Genomic DNA, 24,867 nt, shown 5'->3' on the forward strand with positions numbered 1-24,867 from the left:
GCAGCGCCTTTTTGCCGGTGCTAGGGCGGCCCGCCGCGCCGGAGAGCGCCGTAAGGGTGTTGCAAGAATGAATGTTTCCGCCGCGGGAAGTGCCGAAATCCCTGTTGATGGCCAGCAACCGCCCCATGGGCATGCGCACGGGTCGTTGTCGAAGCTCATGGTCGGCGCGATCGGGATCGTGTTCGGCGACATCGGCACGTCCCCGATCTATGCTTTCCGCGAGACGTTTGCGGGTCATCACACGCTCCGCCCCGATGCGCTGCACATCTACGGTGTGCTCAGCCTGATCTTCTGGTCGATGCTAATCATAGTGGCACTGAAATATGTCACCATCATCATGCGGGCCGACAATAAAGGGGAAGGCGGCAGCCTAGCCCTGCTGGCGCTGATCAACCGTTCCGCTGCCCAAGGCGAAAAAAAGAAGTGGACGATGGGCATCGTGATGCTCGGCGTCTTCGCGACGGCGCTTTTCTACGGCGACAGCATGATCACGCCGGCCATCTCCGTTCTTTCGGCAGTAGAAGGTCTCACCACGGTTCAGGCCGGTTTCGCACCCTACGTCGTGCCAACCGCTATCGGGATCCTCGTCGGCCTGTTCGCCATCCAGTCGCGCGGGACCGCCAAAGTTGGCTTGCTGTTCGGTCCGATCATGTTGGTTTACTTTGCGACGCTGGCCGTGCTCGGCGGCGTGCATATCGTGAAGCATCCGGCGGTGTTCTTGGAGATGCTCAACCCGCTTAATGCCTTCAAGTTCTACTTCGCCGAGCCGCTTCCCGCCTTCATCGCCATGGGCAGCGTGGTGCTAGCCGTAACCGGCGCGGAGGCGCTTTACGCCGACATGGGCCACTTTGGCCGACGTCCGATCAAGTTCAGCTGGCTGTTCTTTGTCATGCCCGCGCTGCTGATCAATTACATGGGGCAGGGAGCGATGTTGCTATCGCAAACCCCCGCCGAAGCACTCGAGACGGTCAAGAACCCATTCTTCTTTCTTGCACCGGAAACGCTCCGTCTCCCGCTTGTCATTCTGGCGACACTGGCAACCATCATCGCCAGCCAGGCGGTCATCTCGGGCGCATTTTCGGTCACGCAGCAGGCGATCCAGCTGGGCTTTATCCCGCGCCTGCGGATCACTCACACTAGCGAGCATGCGGCAGGACAGATCTACATCCCGGTGGTCAACTGGGCCCTGATGGTGATGGTCATCCTGCTGGTCGTGATGTTCGGCTCGTCGTCCAACCTCGCGGCCGCCTATGGCATCGCGGTGACAGGCGCGATGCTTATCGACGGCGTATTGATTTCGGTTGTCCTCTTCAGCTTGTGGAAATGGCCCGCTTGGAAGGCAATTCCGCTGCTCTTCATCTTCTTCACGATCGACATCCTCTATTTCGGCGCGAACCTGTTGAAGGTGCCGGACGGTGGCTGGTTCCCATTGCTGATCGGTGCCATCGCCTTCACGCTGCTCACCACCTGGGCCAAAGGCCGCAAGCTGATGATCGACCGGATGGCCGAGGCGAGCCTGCCGATCGAGGTGTTCATCAAGTCCGCCGCGTCGAGCGCTACCCGCGTACCAGGCACTGCCGTGTTCATGACGACGTCCATGACCGGCGTCCCGCACGCGCTGCTGCATAACCTGAAGCACAACAAGGTGCTGCACGAGCGGGTGATGTTGCTGACCGTCCGGATCGAGGACGTGCCGTTCGTCATCGGCGATCGCCGGATCGAGACGAAGGATTACGGTTCGGGCTTTTTCCGTGTCATCCTGCGATACGGCTTCATGGAGGAAATCGACGTTCCGGCAGCGCTGGCGAAGGTCAAGGGAATCGGTACGGTCTGCAAGATGATGGACACCAGCTTCTTCCTGGCGCGGCAGACGTTGATCGCGTCGGCCCGGCCCGGAATGGCAATTTGGCGCGAAAAGCTGTTCTCCTGGATGCTCCGTAACGCGGAAAGCGCGATGGAATTCTTCAAGTTGCCCACGAACCGCGTGGTCGAACTAGGATCGCAGGTCGAAATTTGAACCATCGCGTCGCCCGCCTGTTGGGCGCGGCATGGAAGAAATCGCCAACTGGGTCGCTCCTCTAGCCACGACTATTGCCGCGATGATGACCGCGTCCAATCTTGGCTCGCGAGTCACGGGTTTCGGGTTTGCTGTTTTCACGGTCGGTTCGCTCGCTTGGCTGGCGCTGGGGATCGTGACCGGGCAGCAAAGCCTTGTCTGGCAGAATATCATCCTGACCGCGCTCAACCTGTTTGGCATCTGGCGATGGCTGGGCCGAGAGGCGAAAATCGAGGAGGGCGGGAAGACAGCGCAGCGGGAAAGCCAAGCCCTGCCGGCAGAAACGCTGTTTCCGGCATCGATGTTGTGCAAGGCGCCGGTTACGGACCGGCAGGGCGCCGAGTTGGGGAAGGCGGTTGATGCGATGGTTGGCGCGCGCACCGGAAAGCTTAGCTATGTCGTCGTCAGCAATGGCGGTGTGGCAGGCGTCGGAGAAAGTTTCCGGCAATTGCCTTGGAGCGAAGCGGAAATGGCAGGGGACACGATTGAAGCGTCCATCGACGCTGCCGACTTCGAACGGAGACCAACAGTGGAACGCGACGAGTGGCCGGCACGATAACCGGGCCACTGATCGTCACCGCCAACCTCGGTGACGCCGATTTCGCATGGTTGAACGGCCTCCGGATCAAGCATTTTCCGCCCGAACGGAATCAGCTTCCTGCGCACCTCACCATGTTTCACGCTCTACCGCCCTCGGTTGAAGATGAGGCCAAGCATGAGCTCTCGAGGCATGCGAGCGGCACACGTCCCCAAGCGTTGGTGGCAGGTTTAATGAACTTGGGTGGAGGGGTGGCCTATCGCATCGTCTCCGACGAACTGGAATCGATCAGGAACGAGATCGCCGCCCACTTCCACGGCATGTTGACGGCGCAGGACGCGGCAGGCTGGCGGCCGCACGTCACCGTCCAGAACAAGGTATCCAACAGAATAGCTCTCACGTTACTGGCAGACTTGGAACGGGATTTCCGGCCTAGGCCGTTGGTCCTCACCGGTCTGTCGCTGCACCGCTATTTGGGCGGACCTTGGGAACCGATCGCCCAATACCCATTCCGCGGCGGCTAGCTGAGATCGCCGATCCCGTCGCAGCTAAGTTCGAATGCCGCCATTCCGGATTCGAGCACCGAGGCCAGCATTGGCATGTCCATGAGCTCGTCGACGATATTGTTTTCCTCGGCGGCCGCTTCCAGCGCCTCGTCCCAGTCGGTGGCGTCATAGGTACCTTGTCCGACCCAGGCGAAAGCCAGGAGTTCCTGAAGCTGGTCGTCGGCGAGGTCTTCGAGAGCATTCGTAAGCTCTTCCTCGACGCTCGTGTTGATCGAATCGTCGAGAACAGAAAGCGCTTCCTCGCCTTCATCGTCGACGTTCTCGGGAGCCTCACCGCCGTCATAGTCGGTCGGAACCTGAGCCTCATACTCCTTCGCGCGAAGAATTATGCGGCAAAGCGTCTCAAGCGGCGTCAGCGGTTCCATGTTCAAGGCTCTCCAGTCTTTCGGCTTGAACGATGAGATGGGGTGGGGGTTCCACCCTTGTTGACGGGCAGATTCTCCCCACCTATAGGCTCGCCCGCGTGCCGATAGGCAGCGCCCTTTTGGGGCGGAGTAGCTCAGCTGGTTAGAGCAGCGGAATCATAATCCGCGTGTCGGGGGTTCAAGTCCCTCCTCCGCTACCATTCCATCAACGCGAACCGCTATCGTTTGCGCTATCTCGCCGCCGCCAAGGCGCAACGCCTTCAATTTCAATTTCTAGGCTGAAGCTGAGTAGGGTACGGATCAGGACGATCAAGCCCAGTAGGCTGACGCTTTCCCAGGTCAGCGGCGCGGTGACGGTCGAAATGATGTCGGCGCCGACGAGGAACTCCAACCCCAGCAGGATTCCGCGGCCGAGGTTGGCGCGGTACTGGTCATAGGCGGCCTTTCGATCCCCGCCACGGAAGTCACGCGCGAAGATGAGGCTGGCGAGCAGCGATCCGGCGACGATGACGCCGACACCTGCCCATTCCAGAACGCGGGCAGCAATCTCCATCCAGCTCGCGGTTTCCATCGGACCCCTCCACCATTGGTGAAGCAATAGTTGGGCGGAATGGCCGTGCTTTGCCAAACAAAAACGCCCGGGCACATGGCCCGGGCGTCCTTTGCGTGACGATTGCTCGTCAGCCCCCTTGGAAGTTTCAATGCGCCTCACCCCCTGACGGGCGATTGGCATCCTCCCCGGACTTCCGGCTAAAGCCTTGATCCGATGGGGCTTGGCTACGCCCGGCGGCCGCTGCCTGTCACCCCTAATTGCGCATTGCGGACACATTCTCCATCAAGCTGTTGCCAGCTGGCCACACGGGGACGGACGATTGCCATGCGGGTGACGCCTCTCTAGGACAACGCCGAAACGATCACTCAAGCTTCAGGAAAATCCCCCTTGCGCCTGTCCCGCTGCTTCCTGCCCGTGATGAAGGAAAGTCCGTCCGACGCCCAGATCGTCAGCCACAAGCTGATGCTCCGCGCAGGCCTCGTTCGCCAGACGGCGGCCGGCATCTATGCTTGGCTGCCAATCGGATGGCGGGTGTTGCAGAAGATCGGCCAGATCGTGCGGGAAGAGCAGGACCGCGCCGGCGCCATCGAGATGCTGATGCCGACGCTGCAGTCCGCAGACCTGTGGCGGCAGTCGGGTCGTTACGACGCCTACGGCCCTGAAATGCTGCGTATTAAGGATCGGCACGACCGCGACATGCTGTACGGTCCGACGAACGAAGAGATGATCACCGATCTCTTCCGGGGCGACGTCAAAAGCTATCGCGATCTGCCTCGCACGCTTTATCACATCCAGTGGAAGTTCCGGGACGAGGTTCGCCCGCGCTTTGGCGTGATGCGCGGTCGCGAGTTCCTAATGAAGGACGCCTACAGCTTCGACATTGATGAAGCGGGCGCTCGGAATAGCTACTACACGCAATTGCTGGCGTACCTGCGGACATTCCAGCGCCTCGGCATCCGCGCGGTGCCGATGAAGGCGGCAAGCGGCCCTATCGGCGGTGACCTCAGCCACGAATTTATTGTCCTTGCCCCGACAGGTGAGAGCGAAGTTTTCTATGACGCGGCCTTCGAGGAGTTCGACTGGGCACAAGAGGCCCTATCCTATGACGATGCAGATGGGCTGAAGGCGCTATTCGAGAAGGTTAGTACGACATACTCCGCCACCGACGAGACGCATGACGAGGCGAGGTGGGCCGAGGTGTCACCGGACCGTCGTCGTGAAGGCCGGGGAATTGAAGTCGGACACATCTTCTATTTCGGCGACAAATATTCTGCGTCGATGGGGCTGAAGGTCTCGGGCCCTGACGGTTCGATGGTGACGCCGCAGATGGGCAGCTACGGTATTGGCGTGTCGCGCCTTGTGGGGGCGATCATCGAGGCGAGCCATGATGAGAATGGCATCGTTTGGCCGGAAACGGTCGCCCCGTGGAAAGTCGGACTGGTGACAATGCGCGGGGATGATGAAGCGTCGGTCCAGGCTGCAGAGGATATCTATAAAAAGCTGACCGCCGCGGGGATCGAAGTTCTCTACGACGACAGGGACGAACGAGGCGGGGTGAAGCTCGGCTCAATGGACCTCATCGGCCTACCCTGGCAGCTGGTGATCGGGCCGCGGGGTCTTGCTCAAGGTGTAGTCGAGCTCAAATGCCGACGGACGGGAGAAAAGGTGGAACTTTCCATCGATTCCGCGCTTGAGCGCCTCACCGCATGATCCTCAATCGCTATGAAAAAATGATCGCCAAACGCTACTTGCTCCCGGGCAAGGGCGAAGGCTTTATTTTCGTGGTCGCCGGCTTTTCCGTCGGGGCCGTGGCCTTGGGCGTTGCGGCGCTGATCATCGTCATGAGCGTCATGAACGGTTTTCGTGCGGAGCTGTTCGACAAGATCGTTGGCCTGAACGGTCATGCGATTATCCAAGGTTACGACGGGCGGCTCGCCGATTGGCAGGGAATTGCCGAAGCAGCTCGAAAAACGCCGGGAGTGCAATCCGCGACACCGTTGATCGAGCAGCCGCTGATGGCGTCGGCCAATGGCCGGGTGGAAGGCGTGCTGGTGCGCGGCAACCGCCTGGAAGATATTCGCGAAAATCCCGTCTTGAATGGCAAGGTCGTATCGGGCGACTTGAAAACGATCACGCCGGGTAGCGGGCGGGTCGCCATCGGCGCCCGCTTGGCCGAAACGCTGGGAGCATTTCCCGGGGCCGAAATCTCGCTGATTAGCCCGGAAGGGCGCTCCACACCGGTCGGCACGGTGCCACGCATTGTCAGCTACACCGTGGGTGCGATCTTCGAAGTCGGCATCTTCGAGTATGACAAGGCATTTGTCGTCATGCCGATGGAGGACGCGCAGACTTTGCTGATGCTGGGCGACCAAGTGGGCATGGTCGAGGTGCAGGTCGACAATCCCGACAAGGTCGGGCCGACGCTCGCGCCGCTGCAGCCGCTGGTGCAGGGCAAGGGTATCATCGTCGATTGGAGGCAGATGAACAGTGCGCTGTTCGAGGCGCTCGAGGTCGAGCGTATCGCCATGTTCGTAGTGCTTTGCATCATCATTCTCGTCGCGGCTTTCAACATCGCCTCGTCGCTCATCATGCTCGTCAGGGCGAAGACACGCGACATCGCCATCCTCCGGACGATGGGCGCCAGCCGCAAATCAATGTTGAAGGTGTTCATGACGGTCGGTCTGACGATCGGCGCGATCGGGATCGTGATCGGCGTTATCCTGGGCTCGATCTTCCTGTTCTTCCGGCAGAATGTCGTGAACTTCATTCAGCTTGTTACGGGCCAAAATCTCTGGGACCCGTCGGTCCGCTTCCTTTCGGAACTGCCGTCTAGGACCGACCCGTTCGAGGTACTAGCCATTATCTTGGTTACGCTCGTGCTGACCTATCTGGCGACGCTGTTCCCAGCCCGGAATGCAGCGGCCACCGACCCCGTGCAGGTGCTGCGTTATGAGTGAGCCGGTTCTCGAAACGCGCGACCTTCGGCGCAGCTTCACCCAAGGCGATGTAACGATCGAAGTGTTGCGCGGTGTGAACCTTGCCGTCCAGCCAGGTGAAATCGTTGCTCTTTTGGGGCCCTCAGGATCAGGCAAGTCCACGCTGCTGCAGGCGGTTGGACTGCTCGAAGGCGGGTTTCAGGGATCCATCCGCATCGCGGGCGAAGAGGCTTCGGCGCTGGACAATGACGGGCGCACTCGCTTGAGGCGAGATGCGCTGGGCTTCGTCTATCAGTTTCATCACCTGCTGCCCGACTTCGATGCGCTTGAAAATGTCCTGTTGCCCCAACTGATCCATGGAGCGGAGCCCGATGACGCGCGGGCGCGTGCTGAAGATTTGCTCGGAAAACTGGGCCTTTCGGCCCGGATCGATCATCGACCGTCCAAATTGTCTGGCGGCGAGCAGCAGCGCGTTGCAGTCGCCAGGGCACTCGCCAATCGTCCGCCGCTGGTTCTGGCCGACGAGCCGACCGGCAACCTGGACGAGGCGACGGCCGACAAGGTGCTGGCGGAATTCCTCGCACTGGTGCGGGGCGAAGGAAGCGCGGCTCTGGTTGCGACCCACAATGAGCGCCTCGCTGCCAAGATGGACCGCGTGGTGCGACTCCATGAGGGGCATCTCGAATGACCGACATCACCTCAATCCCGGTGAAGGCCGCCGACGGTTCAACGACCGACCTGGGGCCGCACAGGGGTGAGGTGATGCTAATCGTGAACGTCGCGTCACAGTGCGGCTTCACCCCGCAATATGAAGGACTGGAAGCCCTCCAGCGGCAATATCGAGATCGCGGGTTCAGCGTGCTGGGGTTTCCCTGTAACCAGTTCGGGGCGCAGGAGCCGGGCGACGCAGAGGAAATCGCCAGTTTCTGCAAGCTGACATACGACGTGGACTTCCCAATCTTCGCAAAGATCGACGTGAACGGCGACGATACGGCGCCGATCTACCGCTACCTGAAAGACAATGCGCCCGGATTGCTGGGTTCCAAGGCGATCAAGTGGAACTTCACCAAATTCCTGATCGACCGGTCAGGAAAGGTCGTGCACCGCTATGCTCCGCAAACCAAGCCGGAAGGGCTGGCGAAGGATATCGAAGCTCTTCTTTAGCTGGGGATAACTGGCGGGGCCGGGCTGGAGAATCGGGCGGGGCTGGCCCATAGTCGGGCCATGTCCGGCCCCTACGTTCCGCTTCGTGTCTTTTCCTCATTCACGATGTTGGAAGGCGCGATCGAACCTAAGGCGATCGCCAAGCAGGCCGCAAAACTGGGCTTCCCTGCCGTGGCACTGGTCGACCGCAACGGACTCTATGCGGCTATGCCGTTCGGCGACGCCTGTTTTGCCGAGGGTATCCAGCCGATCATCGGGGCGATGTTGGCGGTAGCACGGCCTGCCGATATCGGTCCGGTCGGCGCCATTGATTGGCTCGTACTCCTCGCTCAGGACGAGGCGGGCTATAACAATCTGTGCAGCCTCGTATCCGCTTCGCACCTCGATCGCCCAATCACCGAAGATCCGCATGTATCGTTTGATGCACTTGAGCGGCATAGTGCTGGCCTGATCGCACTGACCGCCGGCGGAGAAGGGGCGGTTGCGCGCCTTTTTTATGATGGGCAGTCCGACAAAGCCGGAAGCTATGCGGGCAAGCTGAAGGCGCTGTTTGCGGATCGGCTCTACATCGAACTGTCGAGGCGAGGTAATCCCGTCGAGGAAGCGGCCGAGGTCCGGTTGATCGAGTTGGCCTATGCCATGGAGCTGCCTGTAGTTGCCACCAATCCGGCTCAATATTCAGACCCGAGCTTTCATGCGGCGCATGACGCGATGCTGTGCATTGCCGGTTCGACCTATGTCGAGAACAATGACCGGCAAACCTCGTCGCCCGAAGCCTGGCTCAAGCCTGCACCTGCCATGGTGGAACTATTCTCCGATATTCCAGAGGCCCTGGCCAACACCTCGGTGATTGCCCAGCGTTGCGCGGTGACCGCGCCCAAGCGTCGTCCTATCTTGCCGCGGTTGAGCGACGACGAAGACGAAACACTGCGCCGTGAAGCTCATGAGGGCCTGGAACGGCGGATTGCCGGAAAGGAGGAGGACGAAAAGCGGGCGTATCGGGAACGCCTGGACTTCGAAATCGACGTCATCACCCGCATGGGTTTCGCCGGCTACTTCCTGATCGTTGCCGACTTCATCCAATGGGCCAAGGCGAACGACATTCCCGTCGGGCCGGGCCGCGGCTCGGGCGCAGGCAGCGCCGTCGCTTGGGCGCTGACGATTACGGACCTGGATCCGATCGAGCTCAATCTGCTGTTCGAACGCTTTCTCAATCCCGAGCGTGTGTCGATGCCCGACTTCGACATCGATTTCTGCGAAACCCATCGCGACAAGGTGATCTCCTATGTCCAGGAGAAATATGGGCGCGACAAGGTGGCTCAGATCATCACCTTCGGGCGACTGAAGGCGCGCGCCGTCCTGAAGGACACCGGCCGCGTGCTTCAGATGAGCTACGGCCAGGTCGACCGGTTGGCCAAGCTGGTGCCCAATCACCCAACCGACCCTTGGACGCTGGAGCGCTCCCTCAACGGCGTTTTGGAGTTGGAAAAGGAATATCGCGGCGACGCGGAGGTGAAACGGCTGTTCGATCTTGCGATGAAGCTGGAAGGCCTGCCGCGCCACAGCTCAACCCATGCCGCAGGCGTGGTCATCGGCGACCGCCCGCTCCACGAGCTTGTTCCTCTTTATCGAGACCCGCGCTCGGATATGCCGGTGACGCAGTTTGACATGAAATATGTCGAGGGCGCGGGACTGGTGAAGTTCGACTTTCTCGGTCTAAAAACCTTATCAGTCCTGAAGGAAGGCCAACGCCTCCTCGCCAAGAGGGGATTGGACGTCGATTTTGCGGGCCTGTCGTGGGACGATCCGGCGATTTACCAGCTGTTGCAGCGTGGCGACACCGTCGGAGTGTTCCAGCTGGAATCCGAAGGCATGCGCCGGACGCTGGCCGCCGTTCGCCCGACAAGCTTTGGCGACATCATCGCGCTCGTCTCGCTTTACCGGCCGGGACCGATGGACAACATACCACTGTTCGGTGACCGGAAGAACGGCCGGGTTCCGATCGCCTATCCGCATCCCATGCTGGAAGAGGTGCTCAAGGAAACTTACGGCATCTTCGTCTACCAGGAACAGGTCATGCAGGCAGCCCAGGTACTCGCTGGCTACAGCCTTGGCGAAGCCGACCTTTTGCGGCGCGCGATGGGCAAGAAGATCCAGGCGGAAATGGACGCGCAGCGCGCCCGCTTCATTGAGGGGGCCGCGAAGAACGACATCAGTGCCGCCAAGGCCAACGAACTGTTCGACTTGATCGACAAGTTCGCAGGCTACGGCTTTAACAAGAGTCACGCAGCGGCATACGCGCTCGTCGCCTATCACACCGCCTGGCTGAAGGCCCATCACCCGGCCGAATTCTTCGCCGCCTCCATGAGCTACGATATTCACCAGACTGACAAGCTGGCGTTGTTCGTGGAAGATATCCGCCGATCGGGCATTGAATGCCTGCCGCCGGATGTGAACCGGTCGGAAGCGGCATTTTCGGTCGAGGATGGTAAAGTTCGCTATGCGCTCGGGGCGCTGAAAGGCGTTGGCGAAAAAGCCATGGAGGCGCTTGTCGCAGAGCGAGACGCTAATGGCCCGTTCAAATCGCTCGACGATTTTGCGGAACGCATCGATCCGAAACTGCTCAACCGGCGTCAGCTCGAAAGCCTAGCCGCGGGCGGGGCGTTCGATGGCCTCAATCCGGATCGCCCGGCAGTTCACGCGGCGGCCGAAACGATTCTGGCCCATGCCGCGTCCGCCCATTCCCAACGGACGAGCGGGCAGGGCGGGTTATTCGGCGGCCCGGCCGATGCCGGGGTCGCGCCAATTCGCCTCCCTCGGGATGCAAGCTGGACGCTGGCGGGCCGGATGGCGGCCGAACGCGACGCTTTCGGCTTCTATTTCTCCGCCCACCCGGTGGATGCGCAGCGTCACCTGCTCTCGGCTCACAAGGTCAGGACATTTACCGAGCTAGCGGCCCTGCCCATGCATGGCGACGGCAATCGTTCGTCTGCCCTGATGGCTGGCCTTATCGAGGGCGTGAGGTGGCGGACATCAGCCAAGGGTCGGCGCTACATGATGGCGACGATTTCCGATCCCAGTGGGCAATATGAAGCCACGGCGTTCGACGATGAACCGTCCAACGACCTGGAAGCGGCAGCCAAGGCCGGCCAATGCGGCCTGATGACCGTCGAACTAGACCGGCGTCCCGGCGAGGAAACGCCGCGCGTAACGGTCAAGAAATTCCAGCTCCTCGATAGCCTGGCAAAAAAAACGCGGCTCAAAATGACTATTCGCATCTCCGACATTGCTCAGGTTGCTGCTGTTGCCCGTGAGCTAGCCGGCGCCGCCAGCGGGAACGGATCGGTTCGCGCAATCCTGCCGGTCAGCGGCAATCGCGAGGCGACACTCCTGTTGGGAAGATCGTTCGAGCTCGATGCGGACCTGGCGGCGCGTCTGGAGCGGATATTGGGTGAGGGGGCTGTCGATCTCAGCGCGCAGGAGCCGCCAAGACTCGCGCTAGTTGGATAAGCGCGATTAGAACGGCTGAGGCTCCTCTTGCTGAACCGGTTCTTCCGGCTCTGCGGACGCTTCGACATTAGTCGCCGCCGACGCGGGATCATCCTCAGCTGGTTCAGTGATTGACAAACCCGTCTCATCGGAAACCGTGAGATTGATTTCCGAGGCATCGACATCGGGCTCCGGCGGAGGCGGCGTCGCGGTCTCATATTCCGTGCCGGGCAATTCACGCTGCGCCTTGCTCGGCGGCGGGGTCTTGTCCTTCGGCGCGGTAGATCCCTCGTAGACGCAGGCATCGAGGCCGTCGCGGCGGACCTGGCCGATCCTAGCGGCAATGGTGTTGCCGTAGCTTCGGGTGAACCCCTTGGGCGCAATAGCGCCGCGCTTTTTCGGCAACGGAAGGACTGCGGCGATCCGGGCCGCCTCTGTCGCGCTCATGGCGCTGGCGTCATGTCCGAAATAGCGCATCGATCCGGCATTGGCCCCATAGGTACCGATGCCAGTCTCAGCGACGTTGAGGTACACCTCCATGATGCGCCGCTTTCCCCACAGGTTTTCCATCAGGAAAGTGAAATAGGCTTCGGCCGCTTTCCGCGCATAGCCGCCGCCCTGCCAGAGAAAGACATTCTTCGCGGTCTGCTGACTAATCGTGGAACCACCGCGGATCCGACCGCCCGAAGCATTCCGCTTTGCCGCGTCCTGGATAGCGTCCCAGTCGAAGCCCGAATGCTGGCAGAACTTGCTGTCTTCGGCAGCAATCGAGGCCCGAACCATGTCGCGGTCCATCTCATCCAGGCTCATCCAATCCTTCTCGATGCCGCGTCCGGCGAACAGATCACCGAGCATTGTAGCCGTAACAGGCGGTGGGACGAATCGGTAAGCCAGCACCCACAAGATGCTGAAGATGATCAGGCCGAAGACGATCCGGATGAGCCAGCCAAAAAAGCCGCGCCCCTTACGCCTTCGCTTGTACGCCGGAATACTGCTGGTTGACCGCTTCGCCATGGGCGGTTGCTAACCGGATGAGGGCGCGCCGTCGAGAGGTGGCAAAAGGCAGCGATTCACCGCGAGCGGAAATCGTCGAACCCAGTCGCAGCTTAGCGATTCGAGTTGTGCTGCGCCCAGGGCGCGAGAACGACCAAGCTGCTATCCGCCGGTTCGACTGATTCCGACGGGCCATCAGAAAAGAAATGACGCGTCATCCAGTTTGGGCGGGCGAGTGATTTATTGGTCGAGGAACGACCTCATCTTCCGCGATCGGCTCGGATGCTTCAGCTTCCTCAAAGCCTTTGCCTCGATCTGGCGAATACGCTCGCGGGTCACGCTGAACTGCTGCCCGACCTCTTCCAGCGTGTGATCGGTGTTCATGCCGATACCAAAGCGCATGCGAAGCACGCGTTCCTCACGTGGCGTTAGTGAAGCCAAAACGCGGGTGACAGTTTCCTTGAGGTTCGCTTGGATCGCGGCGTCGACCGGAATGACTGCGTTCTTGTCTTCGATGAAATCGCCCAGGTGGCTGTCTTCCTCGTCGCCGATCGGCGTTTCCAGAGAGATTGGCTCCTTGGCGATCTTCATCACCTTGCGGACCTTCTCCAACGGCATGGAGAGGCGCTCGGCCAGTTCTTCCGGTGTCGGCTCGCGGCCGGTTTCGTGCAGGAACTGGCGGGACGTGCGGACCAGCTTATTGATCGTTTCGATCATGTGGACCGGGATGCGGATGGTGCGCGCCTGGTCAGCGATCGAACGGGTGATCGCCTGCCGAATCCACCAGGTGGCATAGGTGCTGAACTTGTAGCCGCGACGGTATTCGAACTTGTCGACCGCCTTCATCAGGCCGATGTTTCCTTCCTGAATCAAGTCTAGGAACTGCAGGCCGCGGTTGGTGTATTTCTTGGCGATGGAGATCACGAGGCGCAGGTTGGCCTCGACCATTTCCTTCTTCGCGATTCGGGCCTCGCGCTCGCCCTTCTGCACCTGGTTGACGATGCGGCGGAACTCGCTGAGTGCCATGCCGGTCGACTGGGCGATCTCGGCGATTTCGCCACGGATGCGCTCGACGCTGTCGGCTTCAGCGACAGCAAAAGCGGCAAACTTCTTGTCGATCTTCGCCGCGCGTTCCAGCCAGCTGTCGTCCAGCTCGCTGCCCATGTAGCTGTCCAGAAACGCTTTGCGCGGGACGCGGTGACGCTCCGCCAGGCGAAGCATCTGCCCGCCGAGCGCCGTCAGACGGCGGTTATAGGCGTAAAGCTGGTCGACCAGATATTCGATCTTGGCCGCGTGGAATTGCACGCTCTCCACTTCCGCGGTGAGCTGCTCACTGAGCTTCTGATACTTTTTCTCGTCAGCCGCGGCCAATTCCTGGCCGATGCCCATCGCGTCCATGCGGGCGTGCTGGAGCTTGGAAAATTTCTTGTAGAGCGCGGTGATGCCGGCGAACTTCTCAAGCGCCATCGGCTTGAGCGTCTCTTCCATCTGGGCGAGCGAGAGGGTGTTGTCCTCGTCTTCCTCTTCCGTCGGGCGCGGAGTGCGGCGTTCGGTGAGTTCGTCCTCCTCGTCAGCGGACGCCTCTTCCTCGATATCCTCTTCTTCCTTGATCGACGGTCCAGCGGTCTTTTCACTGATCTCGCCGTCGCCCTCTTCGCCGCCTTCCTCGCTCTCGCTGATCTGTTCGGCGGTCGGGCCCTTCGACAGCATGGCTTCGAGGTCCAGGATCTCGCGCAGCTGCATCGTGCCCTCGTTGAGGGCGTTCGACCATTCGATGATGGCGTTGAAGGTGATCGGGCTTTCGCACAGACCCCAGATCATCGTGTCGCGGCCCGCCTCGATGCGCTTGGCGATGGCGATTTCGCCTTCGCGCGACAGCAACTCGACTGCGCCCATTTCGCGCAGGTACATGCGCACCGGATCGTCAGTGCGGTCGACCGCTTCCTTCTTGGTCGCGACCGCGGGGCGGGGTGAGCCGCCGTCGTCGATCGGATCGACCTCTTCCTCGGGCTCGGCTTCCTTGTCCTCGTCGTCCGAATCGTCGTTCTCGACGATGTTGACGCCCATTTCGCTGATCGCGGACATGATGTCCTCAATCTGCTCGGAGCTCATCTGGTCCTGGGGCAGCGCCTCGTTAAGTTCGTCATAGGTGATGACGCCCTTCTTTTTGGCACGCGCGATCAGCTTCTTGATCGCCACATCGTTGAGATCGATCAGCGGGGCATCGCCAGCTTCCGTCTCGGTTTCGGGAGTTTCAGTTTTCGCCATTGTGCGCCCGCTTACTCATTGCCGGCGAGAGACGCCAGCCTATCGTTGTACCTAGCCTGTGCCGCCTTCAGCCGTTGTTGCTCGGCAAAGGCGGTTTCGGTGAATTCCTGCTGCAGCCGCTTCGTCGCATCCGCCAGCGCCGCCTCGATTTCAGCCTTCGCTACCAACGTCTCGACCGCCAGCCCCAAGTCGCGTCGCGCAAGCTCGGGGTCGCTTCGGATTTTGGTGAAGGTGAAACCAATGTCGCCGCCTTTGGACACGTCACGCCAGGCAGCTGCCGTATCCTCGCCCGCTAATATGGTAACGATGCCTTCCCGATCAAGCGTTTGGCCGGACATGATGAGATCGACCATCCGGTCGCGTAAGGAGGCGGCAGCGCGGTCGGCGATCGGCAGGTGCGCAAAGGTCTCAACATGGTCGCCAATCGCGTCGGGATAAAGCGCATGGCCAAGCACCAGGGCTCGGGCAGTTGAATGATCAATTCCGCCGACCCCGATGGCGCGCGCGGCGGCGCTAGTGGGTGGTTGAGGAGGCTGGAAACGGCCATTCTTTCCCTTTTTCCACTCGCGCCGAGGGTAGAGGGAGCGGGCGCCCTGCTGCTGCTCTGGCCGGACCAGTTCGTTGAACTTTCGCGACCATTCCTCGCGGTACAGTTGCCGCACCGTCGGATCGGCGATCGCCTGGGTATGGTCCATCAGCCGCTGTTTCAGCCCCGCGCGTGCCTCGGGTGTATCCAACGCGCCCGCCTCGACCTCGTGCCGCCACAGTCGCTCAACCAGCGGTTCCGGCTTGTCGAGAATGGCCTCCATTGCTTCACGATTGCCTTCCCGGATGACGTCATCCGGATCCTGCCCTGCCGGCAGCGCGACGAAGCGCAACGTGTGGTCCGGGCCAAGGTGGGGGAGGGCTCGCAGGGCCGCGCGAACAGCCGCCTTCTGCCCCGCGGCGTCGCCATCGAAGCAGCAGATCGGCGCCCGGTCGAGCCGCCACATGCGCTGCAATTGGTCCTCGGTCACCGCAGTGCCGTTGGGCGCTACCGCCTCCGCGATCCCGGCTCGGTCAAGGGCGATGACATCCATATAACCTTCGACAACAATCAGCCGCTTCGCCTGCCGCGATGCCGGCCCGGCGCGATCGATGTTGTAGAGGGTGCGCCCTTTGTCGAAGAGGACCGTGTCGGGGGAGTTCAGGTACTTCGGCTCGCCGGAACCCAGGATACGGCCGCCGAACGCGATGATCCGTCCGCGCTGGTCGCGAATCGGGATCATGATGCGGCCGCGGAATCGGTCGTAACTTTCCTTCTTCGGCTCCTCGGGCTGGATCAGCATGCCGGTGTCGACCAGCTTCTCCTCGCCAAGATCCTTCAGCGCCGCCTTGAGCTTGCCCCGCGCGTCGGGCGCGAAGCCAATTCCGAAGCGCTTGATGACGGCGGCATCAATTCCCCGCCTCGCGAGGTAAGCGCGCGCCTCGCCGCCATCGACGCCGTTCAACTGCTCCGTGAACCAAGTCTGCGCGGCGGCCATGACGTCGTGAAGTCCGGCGGACCGTTCCTGTCGCTCGCGGGAGCGGGGGTCGGCAGCGGGGACATCCATCCCGGCCTTTCCTGCCAGCTCCTTCACCGCGTCCATGAAGGGCAGGCCGCGAGCGTCGGTCAGGAAACGGATCGCATCGCCATGCGCTCCGCAACCGAAGCAATGGTAGAAGCCCTTCTCGTCGTTGACGGTGAAGCTGGGCGTCTTCTCGCTATGGAAGGGGCAGCAGGCTTTATATTCGCGACCTGCCTTGATGAGCTTTACCGACGGCGCGATCACCGCGGATAGGGTGATCCGCGCCCGGAGTTCATCGAGCCATTGCGGCGAAAGGCTCACGCGCCGGAGAGCAGCGCCTTGACCAGCGCGCTGGCGCGGGCAGGTTCAATGCTGGAAGCATGGCGGGCCTTCACTTCGGACATGACCTTGCCCATGTCCTTCATGGACGATGCGCCGGTTTCCGCGATGACGGCGGAAATCGCGACTTTTGCTTCCTCTTCACTCATCTGCGCGGGCAGGAAGCGTTCGATTACTGCGATCTCCGCCTCTTCCTTGGCAGCAAGCTCCTCGCGGTCGCCCTTGCGATACAGATCGACCGATTCACGGCGCTGCTTGATCATCTTTTGTAGCACTTCGGTGACCAGCAAGTCGTCGTCGGGCGCCTGCGAGGCGGTCCGAAGCTCGATGTCGCGGTTCTTGATGGCCGACTGGATCAGGCGGATCGTCGCCGTCGATTCCTTGTCGCCGCCCTTCATGGCGGTCACCAGTGCATCCTTGATCGTGTCGCGAATCATCGCCTGCCCGTCTCGCTTCAGCGGAAAAGTCCAGTCCTAGCTGTGAAATCGCCGCTTTCCCAGCGTTGACCTGCCATCGATTCGCGCGTAGCGGCCATCGCTTAGCGACATTGCTGCAACACCTTGTAACGGAAGGCTCCTCCCGCCGATGGCCGACGCTCGACCCGTGCCCACGAAACAACCGGAAGGCGCGACGGGAGTCATCGTTTTCGCCGATGGCCGGACCGCCTGGGGAAGGGGCTTCGGCGCCGAGGGAAGCGCTGTTGGTGAGCTGTGCTTCAACACCGCCATGACCGGCTACCAGGAGGTGATGACCGATCCTTCCTATGCGAAGCAGATCGTCTCCTTCACCTTTCCACATATCGGGAATGTCGGGGCCAACGAGGAGGACGTCGAGGCGGGCGAGGCGCATGCCCTTGGCTGCCTGGTGCGGGAGGCGGTGACGTCACCGTCCAACTTCCGCAGCCAACAGGATTTCCCGGCGTGGATGGCCGCCACCGGCCGCATCGGCATTTCCGGCGTCGATACGCGAGCGCTGACCCGGCTTGTGCGGCGCGAAGGCCCGCCGACGATCGCAATTGCGCATAATGCGAGGGGCGAGTTCGACCTCGACGCGCTCCAACGACTAGCTGCACAGTGGCCGGGCCTGGAAGGAATGGATCTTGCCCGGGAAGTGTCCCGGGATCAGTTGGAAGCTTGGACGGGCGGCCGTTGGGAGCTTGGCAATGGCTATCGCATGGGCGGCGACGACCCTTCGCTGCCCCATGTCGTCGCCATCGACTATGGCGCCAAGCGCAACATCTTTCGCAACCTGGTCGAGGCCGGGGCACGCGTGACGGTCCTTCCGGCTACTGCCACGTTCGAGGACGTCATTGCCCAGCAACCCGACGGCTTCTTCCTGTCCAACGGTCCGGGCGACCCGGCCGCTACAGGAGAGTATGCAATCCCCGTCATCCGCCAGATGCTGGAGACTGGAAAGCCGCTGTTCGGCATCTGCCTTGGCCATCAACTGCTGGCGCTGGCCGTCGGCGGCAAGACCGCCAAGATGTTCCAGGGACACCGCGGCGCCAACCACCCGGTCAAGCGGCTCGAGGATGGAAAGGTCGAGATCACTAGCATGAACCATGGCTTTGCGGTCGAGCGTGACAGCCTGCCGCCGAACGCCCGTGAAACTCATGTTAGCCTGTTCGACGGCAGCAATTGCGGACTTGAGCTGACCGATCGCCCGGCTTTCAGCGTCCAGTACCACCCCGAGGCAAGCCCGGGCCCGCAAGACAGCTTCTATCTGTTCGAAAAATTCGTTGGGATGATGCGGTGAGCCGCCGGGCCCGCCAGACCGTTATCGCCTTAACCGCCGTTTCGTTTCTGTCCGGCTGCGCCACGCCCCGTCTTCATAGCCAGTCGGAGCTCAATAGCGCCGGTCTTAGCTGTGGCCTTACTTACGGCGAGCTGATCCAGGACGAGGAGGCGAAGAAGCTGCTTATCCTGTTCCGCGAAAAGCCGAGTCCGTCCGAACGCCGCTGCGTCTACGACTGGGCGCGCAGGAACCATCTCAAACTGGTCGTCATCGACGGCATCCAATTTTCCGAAGGACCATAATGCCCCGCCGCACTGATATCAGCTCCATCCTCATCATCGGCGCCGGCCCGATTGTCATCGGGCAGGCGGCGGAGTTCGACTATTCGGGCAGCCAGGCGGTCAAGGCGCTGAAGGCCGAGGGTTACCGGGTCATTGTCGTCAATTCGAACCCGGCGACGATCATGACCGACCCCGAGCTGGCAGATGCGACCTATATCGAGCCGATCACGCCCGAAATCGTCGCCAAGATCATTGAAAAGGAGCGCCCAGATGCGCTGCTGCCGACGATGGGCGGGCAGACGGCGCTCAACACGGCCTTGTCGCTCAATAAGAATGGCACACTGGAGAAATATGGCGTCCAGCTGATCGGCGCGCAGGCCGAGGCCATCGACAAGGCGGAGGATCGCGAGAAATTCAAGGCGGCGATGGACAAGATCGGGCTGGAAAGCGCTCGGTCCGGGATCGCACATAGTCTTGAAGACGCGCTCAAAGTCCTTGAACGGACGGGACTTCCTTCGATCATCCGGCCCAGCTTCACCTTGGGCGGAACTGGCGGCGGCGTCGCTTATAATCGCGAGGAATTCGAGGCGATCGTAAAGTCCGGCCTGGATGCAAGCCCGACTAACGAGGTGCTTATCGAGGAAAGCCTGCTTGGATGGAAAGAATATGAGATGGAGGTCGTCCGGGACCGGAACGATAACGCCATCATCATTTGCTCGATCGAGAATGTGGACCCGATGGGTGTCCATACGGGCGACAGCATCACCGTAGCGCCCGCTCTCACGCTCACGGACAAGGAATATCAGCGGATGCGGTCGGCATCCATCGCGGTGCTCCGGGAAATCGGCGTCGAAACCGGCGGTTCTAACGTCCAGTTTGCGGTCAATCCCAAGGATGGCCGGATGATCGTGATCGAGATGAACCCGCGCGTTTCACGATCATCGGCATTGGCATCGAAGGCCACCGGCTTTCCCATCGCCAAGGTCGCCGCGCGCCTGGCAGTGGGCTACACGCTCGACGAAATCGCCAACGACATAACGGGCGGCGCAACACCGGCCAGCTTCGAGCCGACCATCGATTACGTTGTTACCAAGATCCCAAGGTTTGCCTTCGAAAAGTTCAAGGGCAGCAGCCCGTTGCTGTCGACCGCGATGAAGTCCGTTGGCGAAGTCATGGCGATCGGGCGAAATTTTGCAGAGAGCCTGCAGAAAGCGTTGCGCGGGCTGGAGACGGGCCTGTGCGGACTCGACCGGGTACGCGAACTGGAGAATGCGTCGCCCGAGGAAATTGAGAACGCGCTTGCCCGAGCAACTCCTGACCGCTTGCTGGTCGCAGCTGAGGCGCTGCGTCACGGCTTCACCATCCAGCGTATCCACGAGATTGCCGGTTTCGATCCTTGGTTTCTCGAGCGGCTAGCCGAGATCGTCGGTGCCGAAGAGCAGATCCGGGCGGAGGGCATTCCCCAGGACGCGGCGGGAATGCGGCGCCTGAAGGCCATGGGCTTTTCCGATGGGCGTATGGCGCAGCTGGCCCTGCGCTCTGCCCATGTCGAGCGGGAAATGTCCGAGGCGGCGGCCTATGGGTCGGGCATCGTTCACGACGCGCTTCGCGGAATGACCGGCGGCGTGACCGCCGAAGAAGTACGCAAGGCACGGCTCAAGCTTGGAGTCCGGCCGGTGTTCAAGCGCATCGACAGTTGCGCGGCAGAGTTCGATGCGGCCACGCCCTACCTCTATTCAACCTACGAGGCCCCGCTGTTCGGCGAGCCGGAAGACGAGGCGGACATCAGTGACCGCCGTAAGGTCGTCATCCTGGGCGGGGGGCCGAACCGGATCGGGCAAGGCATCGAATTCGACTATTGCTGCTGTCACGCATCCTTCGCGCTGAAGGAAGCCGGCTTTGAGACCATCATGGTCAACTGCAATCCGGAGACGGTGTCGACCGACCCGGAAACGTCGGACCGCCTCTATTTCGAACCGTTGACCGGCGAAGACGTGCTCGAGATCCTCCACCGAGAGGCGGAGAAGGGCGCGCTGGAAGGCGTGATCGTCCAGCTGGGCGGGCAAACCCCGCTGAAGTTGGCGGCGGAAATCCAGGCTGCGGGCATTCCCATTCTCGGCACCTCGCCTGACAGCATCGACCTTGCCGAAGACCGCGAGCGGTTCGCCAAGCTGGTCGACAAGCTGGGCCTCAAGCAGCCTTCCAACGGGTTGGCACGAAGCCGGGACGAAGCGATCGCGGTTGCCGAGCGCATCGGTTATCCCGTCCTGCTGCGACCCAGCTACGTTCTGGGCGGGCGAGCGATGGAAGTTGTCGACGGGCCGGAGCAACTCGACAATTACATCGCGACGGCGGTCCAGGTGTCGGGCAATTCCCCTGTGCTGATCGACCGTTATCTTCGCGACGCGACTGAAGTTGATGTCGATGCGATCTGCGACGGGACGGACGTCGCAGTTGCCGGCATCCTTGAGCATATCGAAGAGGCAGGGGTGCATAGCGGCGACAGCGCCTGCTCGATCCCGCCTTACAGCCTCTCGGCCGACCTCATTGCCGAGATCGAACGGCAGACGAAGGCGTTGGCCCTGGCGCTGAACGTCAAGGGACTGATGAACGTCCAATACGCGGTGAAGGACGGCGAGGTGTACCTGATCGAGGTCAATCCGCGCGCCAGCCGCACGGTGCCGTTCGTCGCCAAGGCCATCGGCCGCCCGGTAGCCAAGATCGCAGCGCGCGTCATGGCCGGAGAGGCGCTCGCGTCGTTCGATCCTATCGACCGCGACATCGACCATATCGCGATCAAGGAGTCGGTCTTCCCGTTCGCGCGCTTCCCGGGCACCGATCCTGTTTTGTCACCGGAAATGAAGAGCACCGGTGAAGTCATGGGCATCGATACGAATTTCGATATAGCCTTCGCCAAGTCGCAGATTGGCGGGGGCGTCAAGTTGCCCGACTCGGGGACGGTTTTCGTGTCTGTCAAAGACACCGATAAAGACCATATCCTGCCGGCCGCGGCCAAGATGGTCGAATTGGGGTTCAAGCTGATCGCAACCAGCGGCACCGCCGCGCACCTTGAGGCGGAGGGTCTTCCGGTCGAGCGGGTGAACAAGGTGGCGCAGGGCCGGCCGCACATCGTCGACCGCATCGTCGACGGGGATGTCCAGTTGGTCTTCAACACGACGGAGGGCTGGCAATCGCTGAAAGACAGCCAAGCGATCCGCGAGGCCGCGCTGAAGAACAAGGTGCCTTACTTCACAACCGCCGCGGCGAGCGTCGCGACGGCGCGATCGATCGAGGCGCTCCGGGGCCATGCGCTTGAAGTAAAGTCGCTGCAGTCCTATTATTCGGCCTGAAACCGATATTTTTCTGACAATCCGTCCGACGATGCGCCGAATCAACTGACCGGCGCCGGGGCGGATTTTGGCAAAGGGGTGAGTGAGGACATGGCAAGCGACAAGGTGCCGATGCTGGCGGAAGGGCATCGCCAGCTGAGCGAGGAAGTGAAGCGCCTGAAGCTCGAGCGGCCGCATATCATCGATGCGATCGAGGAGGCTCGTGCGCACGGCGATCTCAGCGAAAACGCCGAGTATCACGCCGCAAAGGAGCGGCAGGGCCAGGTCGAGGCGATGATCGCCGAGCTTGAGGACCGCCTCAGCCGCGCTCTGGTGATCGATCCGACCACGCTGTCGGGCGACAAGGTCGTGTTCGGCGCGACTGTTTCGCTGCTGGATGAAAACGACAAGGAAATTCGCTACCAACTGGTCGGGCAGACCGAGGCGGACGCTAAGGTCGGGCGGATCAGCTACAACTCGCCGCTCGGCCGTGCGCTGATCGGCCGTCAAGTGGGCGAGGAGGTCGAAGTGTCGACCCCAGCGGGCGACCGCTACTACGAGATCGCGAAGATCGAATTCATCTGATGCTTCGCCTCAGGAGCGCCACCGCGATCATCGCCTTGGTTACGGTGGCGATCTCGGCGCTCGCGATCCTGTCGGGGCTCGACCGCTTCGTCATGATGGGGGGGTTCATTCCCGCCAGACTGAGCGGAATCATCACGTTTTCGGGCGCGTTGCCGGGGTGGCTGACGCCCTGGACTTCCGCAGTCCTGCACGGAAGCTGGCTTCACCTCATCATAAACATGGTGATGCTCGCCATTGCCGGCAGTCAGGTCGAACGGGTTGTCGGTGGGTCGGGTCTCGTCTTGGCCTACATCATCGGCGCCGGAGCAGCAGCCGCGGCGCAATTCGCAACCGATCCCGGCAGCCCCGTGCCCATGGTAGGCGCGAGCGGTGCGATCAGCGCCCTGTTCGGTCTGTACGCGGTGTTCTTTGGCCGCCCGAAGCAAATCACGCAGAACCAGAAGGTCAATCGCTGGATCCACATCGGCTGGCTGTTGGTGGCCTGGGTTGCGCTTCAGTGGATGAGCGAGTTTCTGGCTGGCGGGCAGGGTGTCATGCTGGCGACGCCCGCCCATATTGGTGGTTTCGTTGCCGGGCTGGCTCTCCACCGCCCGCTGCTACTTTGGCGTTACCGGAAAGCTTAAGCGTTCGACTTGGGACGGGCGATGCCGTCCGCGTCGGGCTCCAGCAGCCGGTGCAGGTGTACGACCACGTATTTCATTTCAGCATCGTCGACCGTGCGCTGCGCGGCGCCCCGCCACGCCTCTTCGGCGGCAGCGTAGCTGTCGAACAGGCCGACGAGGTCGATGGCGCTTAGGTCGACGAAGTCCAGGCCGCGCGGATCCTTGACGCGGCCACCGAATACCAGGTGAAGCTTGCTCATGCGCGCCCGCTAGCATCAATTGGCCGGAATGCGAACCAGCCAATTGATGCAAGGCGGTCAATCCTTCTTGCGAACTGCGCCGATGGCGGCCTGTCCGGAACTCTTGGCCGCCTCGCTAAGTCCTTGAACCAGCGACTGGACGGCGCTTGTGCCCGCGTCACGGGTTATATTCAGCTCGGAAAGCTTTTCCCGACCAGCTTCCTTGGCGGCGTCGGCGGCAGCCTTTGCGCCCCCAGTGATGCGTTCACCCACGGGCCCCAGTAGCTTGTCCTCGGCCTTGGTGCGGGGAAGGAGGGCAGCGAGCAGAGCTCCAAGCGCCAAGCCACCACCCAGCGCGAGCAGCGGAGCCTCACCAATCCCGTCCTTTGCTTTAACACGAGCTTCAGAAGCGCGCTCCCGGGCGCTGTCGTAGGCTTCGATCGCCCGTTCGCGCGCGCCTTCGTAAGCGTCTTCCGCCCGATCTCGGAAGCTGGGTGATGCGGCCTTGCTCGTATCGTTGCGGGTGGAATTGGCTGTCATGTTGCTTTCTCCGTCTTCCTGGCCGGCGCGGGCGATTTGCGAACGCGCCCCCGCACCGTCGGTTTTGGCACTGGTTTCTCTCGGGTTTCCAACGCAGCGGGTGGGGGCTTGGGTTCATCCGATGACGTCATGGCGTCGTATAATTTGACCGCCGCATCTTTGATCGGCTCCCGCGCAAGAAACATCGTCAGGGCCGCGACTACGCCGCCCACGGCGACCGGTCGCTTGCGAACCGCGTCGACAGCATCTTCGGCAAGGTCAGCGCCCTTTTCCTTGGCCTTCTCCCAGGCTTCGTTGGCCAACGTTTTTGGCTGAAGGCGTAATTGCAGTTCGCGCGCGGTTTCGATCAGAGCGGCGCGGGTCCTGGCGACTTCGATGCGCGCCGCGGCAACCTTTGGCGTATCGGTCATTGGCCGCTCTCCAGCGCTTTCTTCGCCATCAGGCCAAGGCCGGCTGCAATGCCGAGTGCGACGATGGTGGCAATCAGTCCACCCGCCAGGGGCCCGATGAGGGTCGCCAGGGCGAGAGCGAGGGTGATGCAGAGAACGACTACCGCCGCCTGAAGAAACAGGAAGGCGGCGATTCCCAGCAACGCGGGCTTCTTCGCCGCCTGCGCCTTTGCCTCCGCGGTGACCTTGGCCAAGCCAAGCTCCGCCTTGGCATAAGCCTTGCTCTCGTCGATCAGACGACCGAACAGCTCGCCGACCGGCTTCTCATCTTCGTCCACGCCCCCGTCCGCCATT

The 24,867-nt window shown here is 61.7% G+C and carries 22 protein-coding genes, 1 tRNA gene and 1 pseudogene; 14 read left to right on the top strand and 10 right to left on the bottom strand.

The window, feature by feature from the left end; genetic code table 11:
- Positions 1–67: 67 nt before the first annotated feature.
- The 3 genes from D3M59_RS00560 to D3M59_RS00570 are packed head-to-tail and all read left to right on the top strand — an operon-like array spanning position 68 to position 3,118.
- Positions 68–2,017 carry a potassium transporter Kup gene (locus D3M59_RS00560; RefSeq protein ID WP_119530508.1) on the top strand — a complete coding sequence of 650 codons (1,950 nt, stop codon included), beginning with the start codon at positions 68–70 and terminating at the stop codon, positions 2,015–2,017.
- Positions 2,018–2,048: 31 nt separating this feature from the next.
- Positions 2,049–2,615, top strand: coding sequence for a PRC-barrel domain-containing protein (locus D3M59_RS00565; protein WP_119530511.1), 567 nt, complete (start codon positions 2,049–2,051; stop codon positions 2,613–2,615).
- The gene (locus tag D3M59_RS00570) at positions 2,600–3,118 is read left to right on the top strand and encodes a 2'-5' RNA ligase family protein (protein ID WP_233543086.1); all 519 of its coding nucleotides are present in this window, start codon (positions 2,600–2,602) and stop codon (positions 3,116–3,118) included. The genes D3M59_RS00565 and D3M59_RS00570 overlap by 16 nt, the downstream gene beginning before the upstream one ends.
- Here D3M59_RS00570 and D3M59_RS00575 read toward each other — a convergent pair.
- Positions 3,115–3,525, bottom strand: a complete 411-nt coding sequence (locus D3M59_RS00575) for a DUF3775 domain-containing protein (RefSeq protein ID WP_119530514.1) — start codon at positions 3,523–3,525, stop codon at positions 3,115–3,117. The two genes, D3M59_RS00570 and D3M59_RS00575, sit on opposite strands and share 4 nt — an antisense overlap.
- A 123-nt stretch (positions 3,526–3,648) precedes the next feature.
- Here D3M59_RS00575 and D3M59_RS00580 point away from each other — a divergent pair.
- Positions 3,649–3,725 (top strand) — tRNA-Met (locus tag D3M59_RS00580).
- A gap of 5 nt (positions 3,726–3,730) precedes the next feature.
- Here the strand turns inward: D3M59_RS00580 and D3M59_RS00585 are convergent.
- Positions 3,731–4,096, bottom strand: a complete 366-nt coding sequence (locus D3M59_RS00585; protein ID WP_119530517.1) for a DUF1622 domain-containing protein — start codon at positions 4,094–4,096, stop codon at positions 3,731–3,733.
- Positions 4,097–4,465: 369 nt separating this feature from the next.
- Between D3M59_RS00585 and proS the strand changes: the two genes are divergently transcribed.
- Genes proS through dnaE form a run of 5 tightly spaced genes read left to right on the top strand, consistent with a single transcriptional unit; the run spans position 4,466 to position 11,688 of the window.
- A complete protein-coding gene (gene proS, locus D3M59_RS00590; RefSeq protein WP_119530520.1) occupies positions 4,466–5,788 on the top strand; it encodes a proline--tRNA ligase in 1,323 nt (440 codons plus the stop codon).
- On the top strand, positions 5,785–7,035 hold the full coding sequence (locus tag D3M59_RS00595) for a lipoprotein-releasing ABC transporter permease subunit (protein ID WP_119530523.1): 1,251 nt from the start codon (positions 5,785–5,787) through the stop codon (positions 7,033–7,035). Before proS ends, D3M59_RS00595 begins: the two co-directional genes overlap by 4 nt.
- Positions 7,028–7,702 carry an ABC transporter ATP-binding protein gene (locus D3M59_RS00600; protein ID WP_119530526.1) on the top strand — a complete coding sequence of 225 codons (675 nt, stop codon included), beginning with the start codon at positions 7,028–7,030 and terminating at the stop codon, positions 7,700–7,702. Before D3M59_RS00595 ends, D3M59_RS00600 begins: the two co-directional genes overlap by 8 nt.
- Complete coding sequence (locus D3M59_RS00605) at positions 7,699–8,178, top strand: glutathione peroxidase (RefSeq protein ID WP_119530528.1); 480 nt, start codon at positions 7,699–7,701, stop codon at positions 8,176–8,178. Before D3M59_RS00600 ends, D3M59_RS00605 begins: the two co-directional genes overlap by 4 nt.
- 60 nt (positions 8,179–8,238) lie before the next feature.
- A complete protein-coding gene (dnaE, locus tag D3M59_RS00610; protein ID WP_119530531.1) occupies positions 8,239–11,688 on the top strand; it encodes a DNA polymerase III subunit alpha in 3,450 nt (1,149 codons plus the stop codon).
- Between the two features lie 273 nt (positions 11,689–11,961).
- On the opposite strand, the pseudogene mtgA reads toward dnaE, so the two are convergent.
- The 4 genes and pseudogenes from mtgA to D3M59_RS00630 all read right to left on the bottom strand — a co-directional run.
- Positions 11,962–12,681: pseudogene (mtgA, locus tag D3M59_RS00615) on the bottom strand (monofunctional biosynthetic peptidoglycan transglycosylase); the annotation flags it as partial.
- A gap of 219 nt (positions 12,682–12,900) precedes the next feature.
- Entirely contained in the window at positions 12,901–14,928 is a 2,028-nt protein-coding gene (gene rpoD / locus D3M59_RS00620) for an RNA polymerase sigma factor RpoD (RefSeq protein ID WP_119530537.1), read from the bottom strand.
- Between the two features lie 11 nt (positions 14,929–14,939).
- Entirely contained in the window at positions 14,940–16,796 is a 1,857-nt protein-coding gene (gene dnaG / locus D3M59_RS00625) for a DNA primase (protein WP_119530539.1), read from the bottom strand.
- Positions 16,793–17,251, bottom strand: coding sequence for a GatB/YqeY domain-containing protein (locus D3M59_RS00630; protein ID WP_119530542.1), 459 nt, complete (start codon positions 17,249–17,251; stop codon positions 16,793–16,795). Before D3M59_RS00630 ends, dnaG begins: the two co-directional genes overlap by 4 nt.
- A gap of 148 nt (positions 17,252–17,399) precedes the next feature.
- Between D3M59_RS00630 and carA the strand changes: the two genes are divergently transcribed.
- From carA to D3M59_RS00655, 5 genes are all read left to right on the top strand, one after another.
- The gene (gene carA / locus D3M59_RS00635) at positions 17,400–18,569 is read left to right on the top strand and encodes a glutamine-hydrolyzing carbamoyl-phosphate synthase small subunit (protein WP_119530545.1); all 1,170 of its coding nucleotides are present in this window, start codon (positions 17,400–17,402) and stop codon (positions 18,567–18,569) included.
- On the top strand, positions 18,566–18,850 hold the full coding sequence (locus D3M59_RS00640; protein ID WP_119530547.1) for a hypothetical protein: 285 nt from the start codon (positions 18,566–18,568) through the stop codon (positions 18,848–18,850). The genes carA and D3M59_RS00640 overlap by 4 nt, the downstream gene beginning before the upstream one ends.
- Positions 18,850–22,179, top strand: a complete 3,330-nt coding sequence (carB, locus tag D3M59_RS00645; RefSeq protein WP_119530550.1) for a carbamoyl-phosphate synthase large subunit — start codon at positions 18,850–18,852, stop codon at positions 22,177–22,179. Before D3M59_RS00640 ends, carB begins: the two co-directional genes overlap by 1 nt.
- Before the next feature lie 90 nt (positions 22,180–22,269).
- On the top strand, positions 22,270–22,743 hold the full coding sequence (greA, locus tag D3M59_RS00650) for a transcription elongation factor GreA (protein ID WP_119530553.1): 474 nt from the start codon (positions 22,270–22,272) through the stop codon (positions 22,741–22,743).
- Positions 22,743–23,366, top strand: coding sequence for a rhomboid family intramembrane serine protease (locus D3M59_RS00655; RefSeq protein ID WP_119530556.1), 624 nt, complete (start codon positions 22,743–22,745; stop codon positions 23,364–23,366). The genes greA and D3M59_RS00655 overlap by 1 nt, the downstream gene beginning before the upstream one ends.
- Here the strand turns inward: D3M59_RS00655 and D3M59_RS00660 are convergent.
- The 4 genes from D3M59_RS00660 to D3M59_RS00675 are packed head-to-tail and all read right to left on the bottom strand — an operon-like array spanning position 23,363 to position 24,866.
- Positions 23,363–23,605: a DUF4170 domain-containing protein gene (locus D3M59_RS00660; protein WP_119530559.1), complete on the bottom strand. Its 243-nt coding sequence runs from the start codon at positions 23,603–23,605 to the stop codon at positions 23,363–23,365. The genes D3M59_RS00655 and D3M59_RS00660 overlap by 4 nt on opposite strands.
- A gap of 57 nt (positions 23,606–23,662) precedes the next feature.
- Positions 23,663–24,124 carry a hypothetical protein gene (locus D3M59_RS00665; RefSeq protein ID WP_119530562.1) on the bottom strand — a complete coding sequence of 154 codons (462 nt, stop codon included), beginning with the start codon at positions 24,122–24,124 and terminating at the stop codon, positions 23,663–23,665.
- Positions 24,121–24,534, bottom strand: coding sequence for a DUF3618 domain-containing protein (locus D3M59_RS00670; RefSeq protein WP_119530565.1), 414 nt, complete (start codon positions 24,532–24,534; stop codon positions 24,121–24,123). The genes D3M59_RS00665 and D3M59_RS00670 overlap by 4 nt, the downstream gene beginning before the upstream one ends.
- Positions 24,531–24,866: a phage holin family protein gene (locus D3M59_RS00675; protein WP_119530568.1), complete on the bottom strand. Its 336-nt coding sequence runs from the start codon at positions 24,864–24,866 to the stop codon at positions 24,531–24,533. Before D3M59_RS00675 ends, D3M59_RS00670 begins: the two co-directional genes overlap by 4 nt.
- Between the last annotated feature and the right edge of the window lies 1 nt (position 24,867).

It is taken from the genome of Sphingomonas edaphi (genome assembly GCF_003583725.1).
GTDB classification, from domain to species: Bacteria; Pseudomonadota; Alphaproteobacteria; order Sphingomonadales; family Sphingomonadaceae; genus Sphingomicrobium; species Sphingomicrobium edaphi.